This is a genomic window from Streptomyces sp. NPDC002044, assembly GCF_040296725.1.
Taxonomy (GTDB): domain Bacteria; phylum Actinomycetota; class Actinomycetes; order Streptomycetales; family Streptomycetaceae; genus Streptomyces; species Streptomyces antarcticus.
Window position 1 is genome coordinate 1 of the sequence record NZ_JBEOXU010000135.1, and the last position, 16,798, is coordinate 16,798.

Annotated in this window: 13 protein-coding genes and 1 pseudogene; 10 read left to right on the forward strand and 4 right to left on the reverse strand. The window is 74.5% G+C overall.

The genetic code is table 11. The features are described from left to right. Window positions 1-370: 370 nt before the first annotated feature. Window positions 371-1,126: pseudogene (locus ABT106_RS25680) on the reverse strand (serine/threonine-protein kinase); the annotation flags it as partial. Between the two features lie 123 nt (window positions 1,127-1,249). Here ABT106_RS25680 and ABT106_RS25685 point away from each other — a divergent pair. From ABT106_RS25685 to ABT106_RS25695, 3 genes are all read left to right on the forward strand, one after another. Next, window positions 1,250-1,882: a TetR/AcrR family transcriptional regulator gene (locus tag ABT106_RS25685; protein ID WP_351281643.1), complete on the forward strand. Its 633-nt coding sequence runs from the start codon at window positions 1,250-1,252 to the stop codon at window positions 1,880-1,882. A gap of 201 nt (window positions 1,883-2,083) precedes the next feature. Next, window positions 2,084-3,241, forward strand: coding sequence for an agmatine deiminase family protein (locus tag ABT106_RS25690; RefSeq protein ID WP_351281646.1), 1,158 nt, complete (start codon window positions 2,084-2,086; stop codon window positions 3,239-3,241). A gap of 63 nt (window positions 3,242-3,304) precedes the next feature. Next, window positions 3,305-4,192, forward strand: a complete 888-nt coding sequence (locus tag ABT106_RS25695; RefSeq protein WP_351281648.1) for a DUF4436 family protein — start codon at window positions 3,305-3,307, stop codon at window positions 4,190-4,192. A gap of 9 nt (window positions 4,193-4,201) precedes the next feature. On the opposite strand, the gene ABT106_RS25700 is transcribed toward ABT106_RS25695, so the two are convergent. Next, window positions 4,202-4,792, reverse strand: a complete 591-nt coding sequence (locus ABT106_RS25700; protein WP_351281651.1) for a GNAT family N-acetyltransferase — start codon at window positions 4,790-4,792, stop codon at window positions 4,202-4,204. Between the two features lie 932 nt (window positions 4,793-5,724). Between ABT106_RS25700 and ABT106_RS25705 the strand changes: the two genes are divergently transcribed. After that, window positions 5,725-6,474, forward strand: a complete 750-nt coding sequence (locus tag ABT106_RS25705) for a DUF1775 domain-containing protein (RefSeq protein ID WP_351281653.1) — start codon at window positions 5,725-5,727, stop codon at window positions 6,472-6,474. A 118-nt stretch (window positions 6,475-6,592) separates the two neighbouring features. On the opposite strand, the gene ABT106_RS25710 is transcribed toward ABT106_RS25705, so the two are convergent. After that, on the reverse strand, window positions 6,593-8,518 hold the full coding sequence (locus tag ABT106_RS25710; RefSeq protein WP_351281655.1) for a copper resistance CopC/CopD family protein: 1,926 nt from the start codon (window positions 8,516-8,518) through the stop codon (window positions 6,593-6,595). A 387-nt stretch (window positions 8,519-8,905) separates the two neighbouring features. On the opposite strand from ABT106_RS25710, the gene ABT106_RS25715 reads away from it, so the two are divergent. Beyond that, window positions 8,906-9,178: a GlsB/YeaQ/YmgE family stress response membrane protein gene (locus ABT106_RS25715; RefSeq protein WP_351281658.1), complete on the forward strand. Its 273-nt coding sequence runs from the start codon at window positions 8,906-8,908 to the stop codon at window positions 9,176-9,178. A 239-nt stretch (window positions 9,179-9,417) separates the two neighbouring features. Here the strand turns inward: ABT106_RS25715 and ABT106_RS25720 are convergent, their stop codons facing one another. Then, window positions 9,418-10,425, reverse strand: a complete 1,008-nt coding sequence (locus ABT106_RS25720; RefSeq protein WP_351281661.1) for a virginiamycin B lyase family protein — start codon at window positions 10,423-10,425, stop codon at window positions 9,418-9,420. A gap of 316 nt (window positions 10,426-10,741) precedes the next feature. On the opposite strand from ABT106_RS25720, the gene ABT106_RS25725 reads away from it, so the two are divergent. The 5 genes from ABT106_RS25725 (at window position 10,742) to ABT106_RS25745 (ending at window position 16,726) form a co-directional block, all read left to right on the forward strand. Continuing rightward, window positions 10,742-12,025 carry an RICIN domain-containing protein gene (locus tag ABT106_RS25725; RefSeq protein WP_351281664.1) on the forward strand — a complete coding sequence of 428 codons (1,284 nt, stop codon included), beginning with the start codon at window positions 10,742-10,744 and terminating at the stop codon, window positions 12,023-12,025. Between the two features lie 369 nt (window positions 12,026-12,394). Further along, window positions 12,395-13,429: an N-acetyl-gamma-glutamyl-phosphate reductase gene (gene argC, locus ABT106_RS25730; RefSeq protein ID WP_351281667.1), complete on the forward strand. Its 1,035-nt coding sequence runs from the start codon at window positions 12,395-12,397 to the stop codon at window positions 13,427-13,429. Beyond that, a complete protein-coding gene (gene argJ, locus ABT106_RS25735) occupies window positions 13,426-14,577 on the forward strand; it encodes a bifunctional glutamate N-acetyltransferase/amino-acid acetyltransferase ArgJ (RefSeq protein WP_351281670.1) in 1,152 nt (383 codons plus the stop codon). Before argC ends, argJ begins: the two co-directional genes overlap by 4 nt. 155 nt (window positions 14,578-14,732) lie before the next feature. Next, window positions 14,733-15,518 carry an acetylglutamate kinase gene (gene argB, locus ABT106_RS25740; protein ID WP_502979477.1) on the forward strand — a complete coding sequence of 262 codons (786 nt, stop codon included), beginning with the start codon at window positions 14,733-14,735 and terminating at the stop codon, window positions 15,516-15,518. Further along, window positions 15,515-16,726, forward strand: coding sequence for an acetylornithine transaminase (locus ABT106_RS25745; RefSeq protein WP_502979476.1), 1,212 nt, complete (start codon window positions 15,515-15,517; stop codon window positions 16,724-16,726). The genes argB and ABT106_RS25745 overlap by 4 nt, the downstream gene beginning before the upstream one ends. Window positions 16,727-16,798: the final 72 nt, after the last annotated feature.

Below are 16,798 nucleotides of genomic sequence, written 5' to 3' on the forward strand. Positions count from 1 at the left end.
ACCTGGGTGGTCCTCGTCCTGCTCGCGCCCAGCTTCGCCTGGTGCGCCGTCCCGCTCTTCTACACCGCCCTGCGCACGCTGCGCCCCCGCGCGGCACCGCCCCAGGCCCCGCCCCGGTGACGGTTCCGGCACCGCCCGGGGCCGGGTGCGCGGGCGCCGCCCTGGTCGCCTGGAGGTGCGCCGGGACGGACCATCCGGCGTCCCCCCACCCGTCGTTTCCCCGGCCCCCGACCTCGTCCCGGACCGGGCGGGGCAGCCAGCCGTCCGTGAACTCCGGCCTCGGGCCCACCACGGGGTGCGCGTGCACGGCCTCGATCAGCGCGGCCGTCGAGGGGCGGTCCCCGGGGCGCTTGGCCAGACACCAGGCGATCAGATCGTGCAGGTCACGGGGTACGCCGCTGAGGTCGGGGCGCTCGTGGACCACCCGGTACAGGGCGCTGGACTCCGGCCCGGGACCGAAGGGCGGGGCCCCGCTCGCCACGTACGCGGCGAGCGCCCCGAGCGCGAAGACGTCGGTGGCCGGCGTCGCCTGGTGGCCCAGCGCCTGCTCGGGCGCCATGAAGGCGGCGGTGCCGATCCGCAGGCCCGTGCCGGTGAGGGCGGCGGCGTCCGCCGCGCGCGCGATACCGAAGTCGATCACCCGGGGGCCGTCCCCCGCGACGAGGACGTTGGCGGGTTTGAGGTCGCGGTGGACGACGCCCGCCCGGTGGATCCCCTGGAGCGCCTCGGCGATGCCCGCGACGAGCAGCAGGACCGTGCGCGCCGGCAGCGGTCCGTGCCGCCGGACCACCTCGTGCAGCGAGGGGCCGGGTACGTAGGCCGTGGCGAGCCACGGGGTGCGGTCGTCGGCCCCGGAGTCGACCACCTGGGCCGTGAACAGTCCGTGGATCCGGCGGGCACTCGCCACCTCCTGGGCGAACCGCTCGCGGAACTCGGGGTCCGCGGCGAACTCCGCGCGAACCGCCTTCAGCGCGATGGGGCGGCCTCCGGGCGTGTACGCCAGGTAGACCACCCCCATGCCGCCGGAGCCGAGACGGGCGTGCAGGCGGTAGCCGCCGATCTCGTAGGGGTCGTCGGCGGACAGCGCCGTCGGTGTGGGCTGTGGGCCGGAGGGATGCTCGGGCATGCGGTGGCTCTTTCGATGGTGCGGCAATGACCTGCGCGCATCGTGCCGCTAACTGAAGTTTCAGTCAATGTGTGACAATGCGAGACGCACACGACCAGGAGGACCCCGAGGAGGGAACACACAGTGACCGACCGCAGACGGGCGATCCTCACGGGCGCGGCACGGGTCATCGCACGGCGGGGCGTGCGGGGACTGCGGGTGGCGGATCTGGCGGCCGAGGCCGGCGTGTCCACCGCCCTGGTCTACTACCACTTCAAGGACCGGCCCGGCATCCTGCGCCACGCCCTGGCCTTCATCGGCGACCGGGCGGACCGCTACACAGGGGCGGGCGAGGACGGGCACGGAACCGGGGGCGGGACCGGGGAGAGGGACGGGACCGGGGACGGGGAAGCGCCCCGCCCGTCGGATCCCCGGCGGCTGCTGGAGCGGACGCTGCTGCTGGAGTTCCAGGACCTGCCCGAGGTCCGCGAGAACAGTACGGCCTGGGGGGAGCTGCGGGCCCACTCGGTCTTCGACCCGGAGCTGCGGGACGAACTCGCCTCGGCGGGCGCGGCCTGGGTGGCCGAGGTCGCGGGCCACCTGGCCGAGGTCTGCCCGGCCGCTCCGGACGGCGCCGTCACGGCCGCCGCGGAGCGGCTGACCGCCCTGCTGGAGGGGCTCAGCGTCCGCTGGCTGAGCGGCCTGCTCCCCCTGGAGCACGCCCGGGGCCTGCTGCGCGAGTCCATCGCGGTGGAGGTGGGCCGCCTGGGCCTCTGAGACCGTTCCGCGAATTGACTGAAAATCCAGTCAGTGTCACAGTGGCGACACGAGGCCGCCTCACAGTTCGTGCCGAGCGGCCGTTCGCGGAGCGGAGCGCGCACTCTTGTCCGTAGGGCCCGTTTTGTCGGCCCGCGTGACACTCCCGCGCCCGCCCTGGACGGAAGTACCCCTTCCGCCAGCCCACGATCGGAGTCCCCCGTGTCCTTCCAGCCCCCCACCCGACGGACCCTGCTGCGCACCATCGCCGGAATCGGCGCCGCCATCGCAGGCGCCTCGGCCTGCGCCCCCGCCAACGGCGCCGAGCCCGCCGTCACGTCCGGGCCCCCCGCCGCACCGGCGGCCGGCAAGCGCCGCCTGGGCGCCGAGTGGGAGAGCCACACCCGTACCTTCATGGCCTGGCCCGCGCTGACCTCGGTCTGGGCGGAGGACCTGCGCTACGTACGCGAGGACATCGCCCGCATCGCCCGGGCCGTCGGAGAGTACGAGGCGGTCGTCCTGATGGCCCGCCCGGACCAGGTGGCCGCCGCGCAGCGGGCCTGCGGCTCCCAGGTCGAGGTCATCCCGCTGGCCGTCGACGACATGTGGGCGCGCGACACCGTGCCCGTCTTCGTCGAGGAGGGCGGCAAGGTCCTCGGCGTCGACTTCAACTTCAACGGCTGGGGCAACAAGCAGGAGCACAAGAACGACGGGGCGGTCGGCCGCGCCGTGCTCCAGAAGTACGGCATCCCCCGCGTCCAGGCGCCTCTGGTCGCCGAGGGCGGCTCCTTCGAGCCCGACGGCGAGGGAACCCTGCTGATCACCGAGAGCTCGATCGTCAACGACAACCGCAACCGCGGCAAGAGCCGGGACACGATCGAGAAGGAGCTCAAGCAGACCCTCGGCGTCGAGAAGGTGATCTGGCTGGCCGGCGTGCGGGGCGAGGACATCACCGACGCCCACGTCGACAGCCTCGTGCGCTTCACCGAACCCGGTGTCATCCTGCTGGACCGCGCCCACCCCAGCACCCCGCCGGACTCCTGGTCGCGCTCCGCCGACCAGGCGAAGTCCGTCCTGACCAAGGCGACGGACGCCCGCGGCCGGCGTTTCGAGGTCATCGACCTCCCCCAGCCCGACCTGAACAGGATCACCGGCGAGGGCGACGACTTCGTGTCCACCTACGCCAACTTCTACGTCGCCAACGACGCGGTCTTCATGCCGAAGTTCGGCGACCGCAAGGCCGACGACAAGGCCCGCTCCATCCTGCGGGAGCACTTCCCCAAGCGGGACGTCGTCCCCGTGGGGATCGACACCATCGCCTCCGGCGGCGGCGGCATCCACTGCGCCACCCACGACCAGCCCGGCAAGCCCGCCGCCTGACCGCCGCCTGACCGCAGGCAGCCGCACGCGACCGCACGCACCCGCGCACCACCGGAGCACACCGTGTCCCAGTCCCGACGTCCCTCCCCCGCGCGTCGCCTCCCGCTGCTGCCGGGCCTGGTCCTGCTGGCCATCGTGGCGGCGGTCGCCGCGGGGGCCTGGCTCCAGTTCGGCGAGCGCCAGGCCCTGGACACGGTGTACACCGCGGGCCGGTCCGATCCCGACCGGGTGGACGTCGAGGCGACGGTGCAGCGCGTCGACGCCGCCGGGCGGGAGCTGGTCCTGCGCATCCAGGTCACGCCCCGCGGCACGCTGGCCGAGGCCGGCGGGATCTCCCCCGTCGAGGAGCTCACCCTCCAGACCTCGACGGCCACCCGGGCCGACCTGACGTTCAAGGCCCACCAGCGCATCTCCACCCTGGACGTGCCGGTCGCGATGACGGGCGGCTCCATCACCGACTATCCGTTCGACGCCTACGAGGCGGCCGTCGAGTTCGGGGCGGTGCTCGGCGGGGAGAAGGTGCCGGTCCGCGTCCTGTTCTCCAACAACGACGTGCTTTTCTCCGCCGCCGTGGACGCCTCGGCGGCGGACGGCACCGCCGTCCTCGACATCGGGCTGACCCGGTCCAACAGCGTGCTCGTCTTCGCGGTCTTCATGATGCTGGCGATGTGGGCGCTCGCCGTGTCCGTCCTCATCGGCGGATGGTTCCTCGTCACCCGCCGCAAGGGGCTCACCTGGCCCGCCCTCGGCTGGATGGCCGCCACGCTGTTCGCCCTCGCGGCCTTCCGCAACACCGCCCCCGGCAGCCCGCCCATCGGCTGTCTGCTCGACTACCTCGCGTTCCTCTGGGCGGAGACCGTCATCGCGTTCTGCCTGATCACCGTGGTCGTCGCGGGGATCCGCGCCGAACCCCGCCGCACCGCCGACCCGCCGGTGCGAGCGGAACCCTGACGGGCCCGGTCAGAGCTCCCACGACCTCGGGCGGTCCAGCGCCTCCCACTCCGCGCGCAGCAGGGACAGCACGGCGACGTCCAGCCGGCGTCCGCGGTGCAGGCAGGCCGAGCGGCGCACTCCCTCGTGAACGAATCCCGCCTTGGCCAGGACGGTCAGCGCCGCCGTGTTGCCGGTATGCGTGATCGCCTCGACGCGCTGCATGGGCAGCTCGCCGAAGGCGAGGTCCGCCAGCGCGTCCAGGGCGTCGGTCCCGTGGCTCCGCCCCCGGTACCGCGGGTCCATCATCAGGTGGACCGACGCCGTGCCGTCGACCATGTCCTGGTCGACCAGGGCGATGTGGCCGATGGGGGTGCCGTCCGGGAGCAGCACCGTGAAGTCGTCCCGCTCGTGGTCGTCCCTGTCCCGCTCCATGCGCTCGCGGAGGGAGGAGAGGGACCGCGGCCAGAAGCCGATCTCGTGGGCGGCCACCGGATCGGACCGCCAGGTGTGCATCAGCTCGGCGTCGTCGGCGTCGAGCGGTGCCAGGACGATGCCCCTCCCCCGCCAGCACGGCACCCGGTCCGTCACGGCCACCTCGTTCGACTCGTCATCGTTCACGGGCGGATGCTACGGCTCCACCGAGCGGGCCGACCACCGCATTTCGGCGCCGGAACGCGCACGCCGTGGCGGTGGCGGTGACGGTGACGGTGACGGGAAAATTGCTCCGCAATGGACAGTTGGGCCCTGTCGGTGCCTGGAGGCGGTGAATGATGGCCCCGACATGGCCGGAGCCCCTGCGGGAACCCCCTCGTGTCCGCGGCCCGCGCGGCGGAGCGGACGGTGGCCGCGGGCTGCCGTTCTCACCCTGCTCAGCGCGGTACTGGCCGTCGTCGGCCATCAAGTGGCCGCGGAGGGCGCGGTGTCCTGGCCGGGGGCCGCGTCCGGGGCTGCGTCCGGGGCCGCGTTCGGGGCCGCGGCCCTCGGAACGGCGTCCGGGGCGGCGGGCGTCCTCGCCGTCGCGTGGCCCGCGGCCGCCCGGTCCTCCCGTTGCCGGTGGCAGGTGCTCGTGGCCACCGGCGCCGCCCAACTCCTCGTGCACCAGGCCGCGTCCGTCCGGCACCCCGTACGGTACGGACACCCCGAGGGGCACGACGGGGTGCCGCGGATCGTGCACGCGACGCACCACGGCTCGTGGACGATGACGGCCGCCCATGGTGTGGCGGCGTGCGTGATGGCCCTGCTCGTGTACCGCGCGGACCAGGTGCTCAGCCGACTGCCGGAGACGGTGGGCCGCTGGGCCCGGACGAAGATCGCGGCCGCGGCCGCGGCTCTCGGTGCCCGCTGCCGGCTCCGCGTCCGGCCCCGGCCGCGGACCGCGTCCGTACCTCTCGACGGCCTCGCCCTGCGGCCGACGGTGACCACGATGCTCTGTCACGCGGTGGTCCGCCGGGGGCCTCCTGTCCGGTGTGCGGGAGACGTTCCCCTGATCCCGGCGGGCCGTGCACCTACGCGGCGAAGCCCGCCCCGCGCACCGAGAGGGTTCCTCCATCGTGAACAGATCCACATCAGACCGCCGCCTGCACCTGCGCAGGCTGGGCCTCGGCGCCGCCGGCGCCCTGGTGGCCCTGGGCGCCGCCGCCGGACCCGCCGCCGCGCACGCCGGGGTGACCGCGTCCGACCCGCGCGCGCTCGCCGAGAACGTCACCCTGACCTTCACCTCCGAGGCGGAATCGGACACGGCGGGCATCGCGGAGCTGCGGGTCGTCCTGCCCCGGGGCATCGCCCCGGACGCGGTGACGCTGAAGGACGCGCCCGCGGAGTGGAAGCTGACGGTCACCCCCGACGGGTACGCCATCGGCGGTGCGGCCCTGGCCACCGGCACGGACGCCGAGTACAGCATCACGGTGCGCCAGCTGCCCGACGAGAAGTCCCTGGCGTTCAAGACCCTGGAGACCTACGGCGACGGGAAGGTCTCCCGCTGGATCGAGGTGCCCACCGGCGGCGAGAAGGTCGACAACCCGGCCCCCGTACTCGCACTGCGGGCAGCGGCCCCCGGGGCCAAGCCGGTGGCCCCGAGCCCGTCGCCCTCGCCGACCCCGAGCGCCGCCCCGCCCGTCCAGCCCGCCCCGCCCGCCCAGCCTTCCGCGGCTGCTCCCTCCGCCGCGTCAGGGGCGCGGGCCTCGGGCGAGGAGGACGCGGGCAGCGGTACCGGCTTCGTCGTCGGCGGCGTCGCGGCCGTCGTACTGCTCGCCGCCGGCGGCGCGTTCTGGTGGCTGCGGCGCGGCCGCGGCCGGACCTGACCGGAGCGGCGGTGGCCGGCGCCGACGTGGACCGCCCGGGCGCCGGCCACGGCCGCGAGGCCGTGCCCCGCCACGAACGCCTACGCCGACGCCAACACCGTCACCGTCACCGTCACCGTCACCGTGGCGAGGGTGCGATGCGGACCCTCTCGCGCACGGTGACCTGGTCGATGTCGGTGGTGCGCACCGTGAGGTTCAGAGTCCACTCGCCGGGCATGGGCAGCCGCAGGTCATAGGCGGCCCAGTACCCCTTCTGGTTCTTGAGCCGGGCATCGAGCGGGCCGATCCCCTGGTCCTCCTGCGTGAGGGTGAGGCGGAGTTCGGGGACGGTGGCCAGTCCCCCGTCCGCGCTGAACACCACGACCTCCACCGTGTTCTCGCCGACGCGTCCCGGCGCCAGTGTGATCTGCGCCGTGCCGCTCCGGCCGGCCGTCCCCATGTCGAACGGGACCGTGACCACCTTCGCCTGCGGCTCCTGCGCGGTGGCGGCCGCGGCCGTCCCGCCGGCGGCGCGGCTGGGCTGGGTACCGGTGAGCAGGGTGGTGATCGCCAGGACCACCACCCCCAGGACGGCTTCGGCGGTCACCGTACGGCGCAGGCCGCGCCGGTACCGCTCGGTCTCCGGGGCGGGCGGCCTCCCGGTCCCGTCGCCCGGCTCCCCGCCGGCGGACGCGCCGGTGCTTCCCCCAGGGCCGGCCGGCTCCGGGGAGGCCGGCCCGCCGACCGTCCGCGCGGTCCTCACCAGCTCGCGTTCGGGCACCGCCCGCCGCTCCGCGGCAGGCGGTTCCCCGGGAGCGAGGCGGGCGGTCCACCGGCGGGCGAAGGACGCCGCGCACAGGACGAGGAGCACGGCGACGATCTTGACGATGAGGATCCTGCCGTACGACGTGCCGGACAGCGCCTCCCAGGAACCGACCTGACGCCAGGACTGGTACACCCCGGTGGCGACGAGGACGGCGACAGCGGCGAAGGCCAGGGTCGAGAAGCGGCCGATCGCGGACGCAGGGACGTCGCGGCTGCCGGGTCCCCGGTGCCGCAGCAGGAGCACGAGGGTGATCAGGCCGCCCAGCCAGACCCCCATGGCCAGCAGGTGCAGCACGGCCACGGGAACGGCCAGCGGCACCTGGATCCCGGCGGAGGCGTGTTCGGCGGCGGCCCAGGTGAACGCCAGGCCCAGGGCGAGCAGCGCTCCGGCCCGGCCGACCCGGGCACCGGGGTCCCGCGGCCGTGCTCCCTCGTCCGGGGGGTCGGGCCGCAGGGCCGGGCTCCGCAGCCACACGGCGGCGGCCGCGAGGAGGACGAGCCGCGCGAGGAGCGCGATCCCGGGTCTCCCGGTGACGGTGCGGCCCAGGCCGGACAGGTCGAAGGCCGACGTGATCGGGCCCGCCGTCTCGTACGGCCCGCGCAGCAGCAACAGGGCCGCGGTGGACGCCACGAGCATCGCCCACCCCGTGACCAGCAGTCGGCGCACCGGGCGGGCCGCGGCCGCGCCGGGCCAGCACACCAGGACGAACGCGGCGGCTCCGACGAGGAGGGCGAGGCCGCTGTAGGCGACGTGGCGGAAGAAGCCGTAGGCGCGGCTGGCCGCGGTGTCGTCCGGTGATCCGGTGGCCACCACGGCGGTGGTCTGCGACGGCCGGCCGATGGAGAAGACGAACGCGCCGGAGATCGGGTGGCCGTCGGCGGAGACGACCCGCCAGGCCACGGTGTACGTGCCCTGGGACAGCGCGCCGGACAGCTCCACCCGCGCGGTGTTCTCCTGGCCGTCCGCGCGGTGGGCCTGGCGCGGGTTCACGCGCTCGTTGTCCGGCGACAGCACGCGCAGGGAGTCCTCGGAGAAACCGACCGACTCGGTGAAGGTGAGCGTGACGTGCCGCGGAGCCGTCGGGAGGACGGCGCCGTCCGCGGGATCGGAGCCGCTGAGGCCGGTGTGTGCGAAGGCCGGCCCCGCCCCGCCGAGGAGGAGGGCGAACAGGGCGAAGAGGGTGGCGGCCAGCGCCAGGGCCTTGTGCGGCGTCCTGGCGGGCGGCGGTCCAGTGTGCATGAAGAGGCAGTCTCCGGGGGCGGTCGCCGGCGGTGGCACCGCCGCCCGGGGACGGTCGCGCACGGCAAGAGCCGGACGGTACGGCTCCTCTGGAGTGACGGGACGGACTCGGGCAGAGCTGGAACTCATGGCGAGATGTGGACCCTAGTGCGGCCGGCTGCGGGGTGGAGCCGGTTGCGCAACATCGGCTAAAGGCGGCCCCGGAGACCCGGCCCGGGGCGCCCTGCCTGTACCGTGCGCGCGCTCCGCCGCCCGCCGTCCGCCCCGGGTCGCGCCGCCGATCGCCACATCCGGCGCGGTCCGATGAAGACGGCGGGTTTGAAAGCGCTCAGCCCGAACAGACGGTGTTCTGACACAAGCTTTATACGACGAGGTAGGAGACACATCGTGGGCATCATCGCTTGGATCCTCATCGGTCTGCTTGCCGGCTTCATCGCGAAGGCGCTGATGCCGGGCAAGGACCCGGGCGGCATCATCATCACCATGCTCATCGGTATCGCCGGCGGTCTGCTCGGCGGATGGCTCGGCAAGGTCATATTCGGCGTCGACTCCATCGACGGCTTCTTCGACCTCTCCACCTGGATCGCCGCCATCATCGGCTCGGTCATCCTGCTGGTCATCTACCGCGTCGTCGCCGGCGGCCGTCGCAGCCACGCCTGACACCGCGCCCCGCGCGGGCGTCACACGTACAGGGGTTCACCCGTTCACGGGCGAACCCCTGACGCGTGTCCGGCCCACCGCAGCGACCGCCCGGGCGGCCTTCCGCTCCCGGCGCGTCTCGCCGACGCGTGCATGAGGGGCGTGCGGAGCGCGCGCACGGCGAACGGCCCGGACATCCACCGTCCGGGCCGTTCGACAGCTGTGTGCGGGGGCCCGTCTCTCCCGGCGCTCCCCCTCCCCTACCGTGCCGGCCCGGCCTGCGGGCCCGGCTCCGCCGGGCGGGCGCGGCGCGGCGGGAAGGCGAGGCCGGTGGGGGTGTTGAGGCCGGTGGAGTCCAGGGTCGTCTGGGCGCCGTCGGAAGGCCGGACGCGGATGACGCGGTTGTTGAAGGCATCGGCGACGTAGAGCATGCCCCGGCCGTCGAGGGCGAGGCCGAGCGGGCTGTTCAGGCCGGTGGTGGGAACGGTCGTCTGGGCGCCGGTGGCGGCGGCGATCCTGACCACCCGGTTGTTGCCGCTGTCGGAGACGTAGAGGTCTCCGTTCGTGCTCAGCGCCAGGCCCGTGGGCTGGGAGAGGCCGGTGGTGGGGACGGTGCTCTGGCCGCTCCCGTCGGCGGGGACCTTCACGACCCGGTCGTTGACGAAGTCGGAGACGTACAGGTCCCCGTCGGGTTCCAGGGCCAGGCCCCAGGGGTGCAGCAGCCCCGTGGTGGGAACGGTGCTCTGGCCGCCCCCGTCGGCGGGGACCTTCACGACCCGGTCGTTGAAGCTGTCGGCGACGTACAGGTCGCCCTCGCCGTCGACGGCGAGGCCCAGGGGGCGCGAGAGTCCCTCGGTGGGAACGGTGGACTGCCCGCTCCCGTCCGGGGACGAACGCACCACCCGGTTGTTGCCGGTGTCGGCGACGTAGAGGCGGCCCGTACGGTCCCAGGCCAGGCCCGTCGGGCGCACCAGGCCGTCCAGGGGGACGGTGGTCTGGCCGGCGCCGTCGGCGGGCAGGGTGACGACGCGGTTGTTGCCGTAGTCGGAGACGTACAGCGGCGGGTTGACGGGCGACCGTACGCCGTCCAGCCCGGCGGCGCCCACCGGACGCGCGGGCAGCGCGCACAGGAGCAGCAGTCCGGCGAGGGCGGCGAGGCGCCGGGTCAGCCGCGGCCGGGTCCGGCCGTCGGGGGTCCGCCCGGCGGGAGTCCGCCCCGCGGAGGTCCGGGGCCCGTGTGCGTGCGGCTCGGCCGTGTTGCGTTCCACGATTGCACCCACTGTTCCGGAGCGGTCGGCCGTATGCGGTGCCGGCCTGGTCCCGCCGACCCTAGGCAGCCGCCGGGGGCCGGGCCGGAGCCACGCCCTGCGCGCCGGAGCGGGCCACTCCAATGCTCCGCGCCCCGGACGGACGGACCGTGCGGGAGTCTTGACGCGGACGTACCGCGCGCCTTGAATCAAGTAGTGAACAAAGGGGCCCGGACGGCCCGCTTCCGCGTTCACCCCCTGGCCACTGCTTGTCATGGGCATGGCTTTTAGGCCCCACGGCACCGCTCCGCACATCCCCCACCCCCGAAGCGATGTGATGACCGTGCACCCCACCTGGCACCGGCGCGCGCTCTTGTGCGCGCTCGCCCTCACCTGCTGGGGCGGCCTGGCCGCCCCCGCCACCGGCGCCGCCGACCCCGCCCCCGCACCGGCGGCGGCCGCCGCCGCCGCGGCCCCCGCGGCCGTGACCTTCTCCGAGGACTTCGACGGACCGGCCGGAGCTGCCGCCGACCCCGGCCGATGGCAGGTCGAGACCGGCGACAACGTCAACAACCACGAGCGGCAGTACTACACGGCGGGCAACCGCAACGCGGCCCTCGACGGGCAGGGCCACCTGGTCATCACCGCACGCCGCGAGAACCCGTCCGACTACAGCTGCTGGTACGGCCGTTGCGAGTACACCTCGGCCCGGCTGAACACGGCGGGCCGCTTCACCCAGACGTACGGACGCGTCGAGGCGAGGCTCAAGGTGCCGCGGGGCCAGGGCATGTGGCCCGCCTTCTGGATGCTCGGCAACGACATCGGCCAGGTCGGCTGGCCGAACTCCGGCGAGATCGACGTGATGGAGAACGTCGGCTTCGAACCGTCGACCGTGCACGGCACCCTCCACGGGCCCGGCTACTCCGGCGCCGGCGGGATCGGGGCGGCGTACTCCCTCCCCGGCGGGCAGGCGTTCGCCGACGCCTTCCACACCTTCGCCGTCGACTGGGCGCCCGACTCCGTCACCTGGTCCGTCGACGGTGTCGTCTACCAACGGCGCACCCCCGCCGACCTGGGCGGGCGCGCCTGGGCCTTCAACAAGCCGTTCTTCCTGATCCTCAACCTCGCGGTCGGCGGCTACTGGCCGGGCGACCCCGACGGGAGCACGGCCTTCCCCCAGCACCTGGTGGTCGACCACGTCCGCGTCACCTCGTACGACGGCGGCCCCGGCGGCCGGACCGGCCAGATCAGCGGGCTCGCCGGCAAGTGCGTCGACGTGGCCGCGGCGAACCCGGCCAACGGCACCCCGGTACAGCTCTACGACTGCAACGGCACGGGCGCCCAGCGCTGGACCCTCGGCTCCGACGGAACCGTACGGGCCCTCGGCAAGTGCCTCGACGTCGCGAGCGGCGGCACCGCCGACGGCACCCCCCTCCAGCTGTACGACTGCAACGGGACCGGCGCCCAGCGCTGGGCGGTCTCCGGGGCCCGGGACATCGTCAACCCGCAGGCGAACAAGTGCCTCGACGTCACCGGCGGCAACTCCGCCAACGGGACGCGGCTGCAGCTGTGGACCTGCACCGGGGCCGACCGGCAGAAGTGGACGGTCCCGGCGGGCTGACCCGGCCCGGGCGGCCGGGGCGCGATCCGCGCGGCCGACGGGAGGGTCCCGGGGCACCTCCTTCGCCCGACGAGGCCCGACGAGGCCCGACTAAGCCCGACGAGGCCCGACGAGGCCCGACGAAGCCCGACGAGGCCCGAATCGTCCCGGTAGGCGCCGACACCCCTTCATCGCACCCCCTGACTTAGGTTAGCCTGACCTAAGCAACATGCGGCTGAAGGGGTGTCGCCGTGCCCGACCGCCGTCGGTATGCCCCCGAACCGGCCGGGCGAGGGCCCGTCCGGCCCGGGGTTCCACGGATGACGCCCCATCAGGATTCCGCCCGGGCGAGGGCCCGGCATCGAGCGAGCGCGAAGAGGGACCAGAAGCATGACGGTACGGGTCGCGGTGGCCGGAGCCAGCGGGTACGCCGGAGGGGAGATCCTGCGTCTCCTCTCCGCGCACCCCGGCGTGGAGATCGGCGCGCTGGCCGCGCACAGCAGTGCGGGCCGCCCGCTCGGGGAGGTGCAACCGCACCTGGCCGCGCTCGCGGACCGGGTGCTGGTGGAGACCTCGGCCGAGTCGCTCCGCGGGCACGACGTGGTGTTCCTGGCGCTGCCGCACGGCCAGTCGGCCGCGCTGGCCGCGCGGCTGGATCCCGCGACCCTGATCGTGGACTGCGGCGCGGACTTCCGGCTGCACGACCCCGCGCAGTGGCGGCGGTTCTACGGCTCGGACCACGCGGGCACCTGGCCGTACGGGCTCCCCGAACTCCCCGGCGCCCGGGCCGAGCTGAAGGGATCGACCCGGATCGCCGTTCCCGGCTGCTACCCGACCGCGGTGACCCTGGCGCTGTACCCGGCCTTCGCCGCGGGCCTGGTGGGACCGGAGGCGGTGGTCGTCGCGGCGAGCGGGACCTCCGGCGCGGGCCGCGCGGCCGGGGCCCGGTTGCTCGGCTCCGAGGTGATGGGCTCGATGAGCCCGTACGGAGTCGGCGGCGGCCACCGGCACACGCCGGAGCTGACCCAGAACCTGTCCCGGGTGGCGGGCGAGCACGTGACCGTGTCGTTCACCCCCACCCTCGCTCCGATGCCCCGCGGCATCCTCGCCACCTGCTCGGCGCCCCTGCGCGAGGGCGCCGCCGCCGGACCGCTCGAGGTGCGGGCCGCGTACGAGGACGCGTACGCCGGCGAACCGTTCGTCCGGCTGCTGCCGGCCGGGCAGTGGCCGCGGACCGCCGACGTGGTGGGGTCCAACAGCGTGCGGGTGCAGGTGGCGGTGGACGAGTACGCCGGCCGCCTGATCGCGGTCAGCGCGATCGACAACCTGACGAAGGGCACCGCCGGCGGCGCGGTGCAGAGCATGAACGTCGCCCTGGGCCTGCCGGAGTGGCTGGGCCTGCCCACGAATGGAGTGGCTCCGTGACCGTGACCGCCGCACAGGGATTCCTCGCGAGCGGTGTGGCCGCCGGGATCAAACAGTCCGGTGCCCCCGACCTGGCCCTGGTGGTGAACCGCGGCCCGTCCCGCGCGGCCGCCGGCGTGTTCACCTCCAACCGGGTCCAGGCCGCGCCCGTCCGCTGGTCGCGGCAGGTGCTCGCGGACGGCCGGGTGTCCGCCGTCGTCCTCAACTCCGGCGGGGCCAACGCCTGCACCGGGCCCTCGGGCGCCGAGGACACCCGCGCCATGGCCGAGCACACGGCCCGCGCGGTGGGCGCGGACCCGGACGCGATAGCGGTGTGCTCCACCGGGCTCATCGGCGTACCGCTGCCGATGGACCGGATCACGGCGGGCATCGCCACCGCCGCCGCGGCACTGACCCCCGAGGGGGGCGAGGACGCGGCCGTCGCCATCAAGACGACGGACTCCGTGCACAAGACCGCGGTGGTCCGCGGTCCCGGCTGGACGGTGGGCGGGATGGCCAAGGGGGCCGGCATGCTCGCGCCCGGGCTCGCCACCATGCTCGTGGTCCTGACCACGGACGCCGACGTCACCGCGGACGCCCTCGGCCCGGCCCTGCGGGACGCGGTCCGCACCACGTTCGACCGGGTGGACTCGGACGGCTGCATGTCCACCAACGACACCGTCCTGCTGCTCGCCTCGGGCGCTTCCGGGGTGACGCCGGACCACGGCGCATTCACCGAGGCCGTGCGCGCCGTGTGCCAGGACCTGGCACGGCAGTTGGTCGCGGACGCGGAGGGCGCGTCGAAGGAGATCGAGGTGGCGGTCGTCGGCGCGGCCTCGGAGGAGGATGCCGTGGAGGTGGCCCGGTCCGTGGCGCGGAACAATCTGCTCAAGTGCGCCCTGCACGGCGAGGACGCCAACTGGGGCCGGGTGCTGTCGGCGATCGGCACGACAGCGGCCGCGTTCGATCCGGACCTGCTGGACGTGGCGGTCAACGGCGTCTGGGTGTGCCGGGACGGCGCGGCCGGCGAAGCCCGCGACACGGTGGACATGTCGGCGCGCGAGATCGTCATCACGATCGATCTGCGCGCCGGTGACGCGTCCGCCACGGTCTGGACCAACGACCTCACCGCCGAGTACGTCCACGAGAACAGCGCGTACAGCTCATGAGCGGTACGGACACGCGGGAGGAACCGCTCGCCGCACCGCACGCGCCCGCGACCACGGCCGTCCTGGAACCGCCCCCGCAGGAGCGGCTGCGGGAACGGCTGCGGGCGGAGCACCTCCGGGGCCGGATCGTCGTGATCAAGTTCGGCGGCAACGCGATGGTGGACGAGGACCTCAAACGGACCTTCGCCCAGGATGTCGTGGACCTGCGGCGCGCGGGTCTGCTCCCGGTCGTCGTGCACGGCGGCGGTCCGCAGATCAGCGCCCTGCTCGGCCGGCTCGGCCTGGAGGTCCGCTTCGAGGCGGGCCTGCGGGTGACGACCCCGGAGGTGATGGACGTGGTCCGGATGGTCCTCACCGGCCGTGTCCAGCGGGAGCTGGTGGGCCTGGTCAACGCGCACGGGCCGTACGCGGTGGGCATGTCGGGCGAGGACGCGCACACCCTGACCGCCGTCCGGCGGACGGCGTGGGTGGACGGCGAGCCCGTGGACATCGGGCTGGTCGGCGACATCGTCGACGTGAACGCGGACACCCTGCGGGCCCTCCTGGAACAGGGGCGCATCCCGGTCGTCTCCCCCGTGGCGCGCGGGGCGGACGGACAGGTCTACAACATCAACGCCGACCTCGCCGCGTCGGCCCTGGCGGTCGCCCTCGACGCGGAGAAGCTGGTGATGCTCACCGATGTCGAGGGGCTGTACGCGGACTGGCCGCACAGCACCGAGGTGATCGGGCGGATGACGGCCGAAGAGGTCGAGAAGCTGCTGCCGGAACTGGCGAGCGGCATGCTCCCCAAGATGGAGGGCTGCCTGCGGGCCGTCCGGGCGGGCGTGCGCACCGCGCACGTCCTGGACGGCCGGGTGCCGCACTCCGTGCTGCGCGGGGTCCTCTCCGGCGAGGTTCCCGGGACCACCGTGGTCCCGGACCCGGAGGAGGGAACGGCATGACCCTCGGCGACGACGTGATCGGCCGGCCCGCCGCGGAAGCGGACCGCGGGGTGCTGGCGGACCGCTGGCGGGCGGTGATGATGGACACCTACGGGACCCCTCCGCTGGCCCTGGTCCGCGGGGAGGGGAGCACCGTGTGGGACGAGGCGGGCCGGGCGTACGCCGACTTCACCGCCGGGATCGCGGTGAACTCCCTCGGCCACGCCCACCCCGCCGTGGTGGCGGCGGTCGCCGCGCAGGCGGCGCGGCTGGGCCACGTCTCCAACCTCTACGTCGCCGAGCCGCCGGTCGCGCTCGCGGAGCGGCTGCTGGGACTGGCGGGCAGGCCCGGCCGGGTGTTCTTCTCCAACTCCGGTGCGGAGGCGGTCGAAGCCGCCTTCAAGATCGCCCGGCGGACGGGGCGGACCGCGGTGGTCGCCGCCGAGGGCGGTTTCCACGGGCGCACGATGGGCGCGCTCGCGCTCACCGGCCAGCCCGCGAAGCGCGAGCCGTTCCTGCCGCTGCCGGGCGAGGTGTCGCACGTACCGTACGGCGACACGGACGCCCTGCGGGCCGCGGTCACGCGGGACACGGCGGCCGTGTTCGTCGAGCCGGTCCAGGGCGAGGCCGGCGTGATCGTGCCGCCCGCCGGATACCTGCGGGCGGCCCGTGAGATCACCCGCGCCACCGGGACGCTGCTGGTGCTGGACGAGGTGCAGACCGGGATCGGCCGGACCGGGCACTGGTTCGCCCACCAGGCGGCCGACGGCGTCGACCCCGACGTCATGGTCCTGGCCAAGGGGCTGGGCGGCGGCATGCCGATCGGCGCGACGATCGCCTTCGGGGCGGCCGCCGGCCTGCTGACGCCGGGGCAGCACGGTTCGACCTTCGGCGGCAACCCGGTGGCCTGCGCGGCCGCGCTGGCGGTCCTGGAGACCATCGGGGCGCAGGACCTGCTCGCGCACGTCACCCGGCAGGGCGAGCGGCTCCGCCGCGGCATCCGGGCGCTCGGTCATCCCCGGGTGGCCGAGGTGCGGGGTGCGGGGCTGCTGCTGGGCATCGCCCTGACCGAACCGGTCGCGGCGCGCGTACAGCGGGCCGCCCAGGACGCGGGCTTCCTCGTCAACGCGGCCGGACCCGCGACCGTACGGCTCGCCCCGGCACTGACCGTCCCCGGGGCCCAGGTCGACGCGTTGCTCGCGGCGCTGCCGGACGTCCTCGGCGCCTGAGGCGGTGCGGGCGCAGAAGCGGCGCCTGGACAACGGGCTGCGCGACCACGACATGCAGTGGGACTTCTGGAC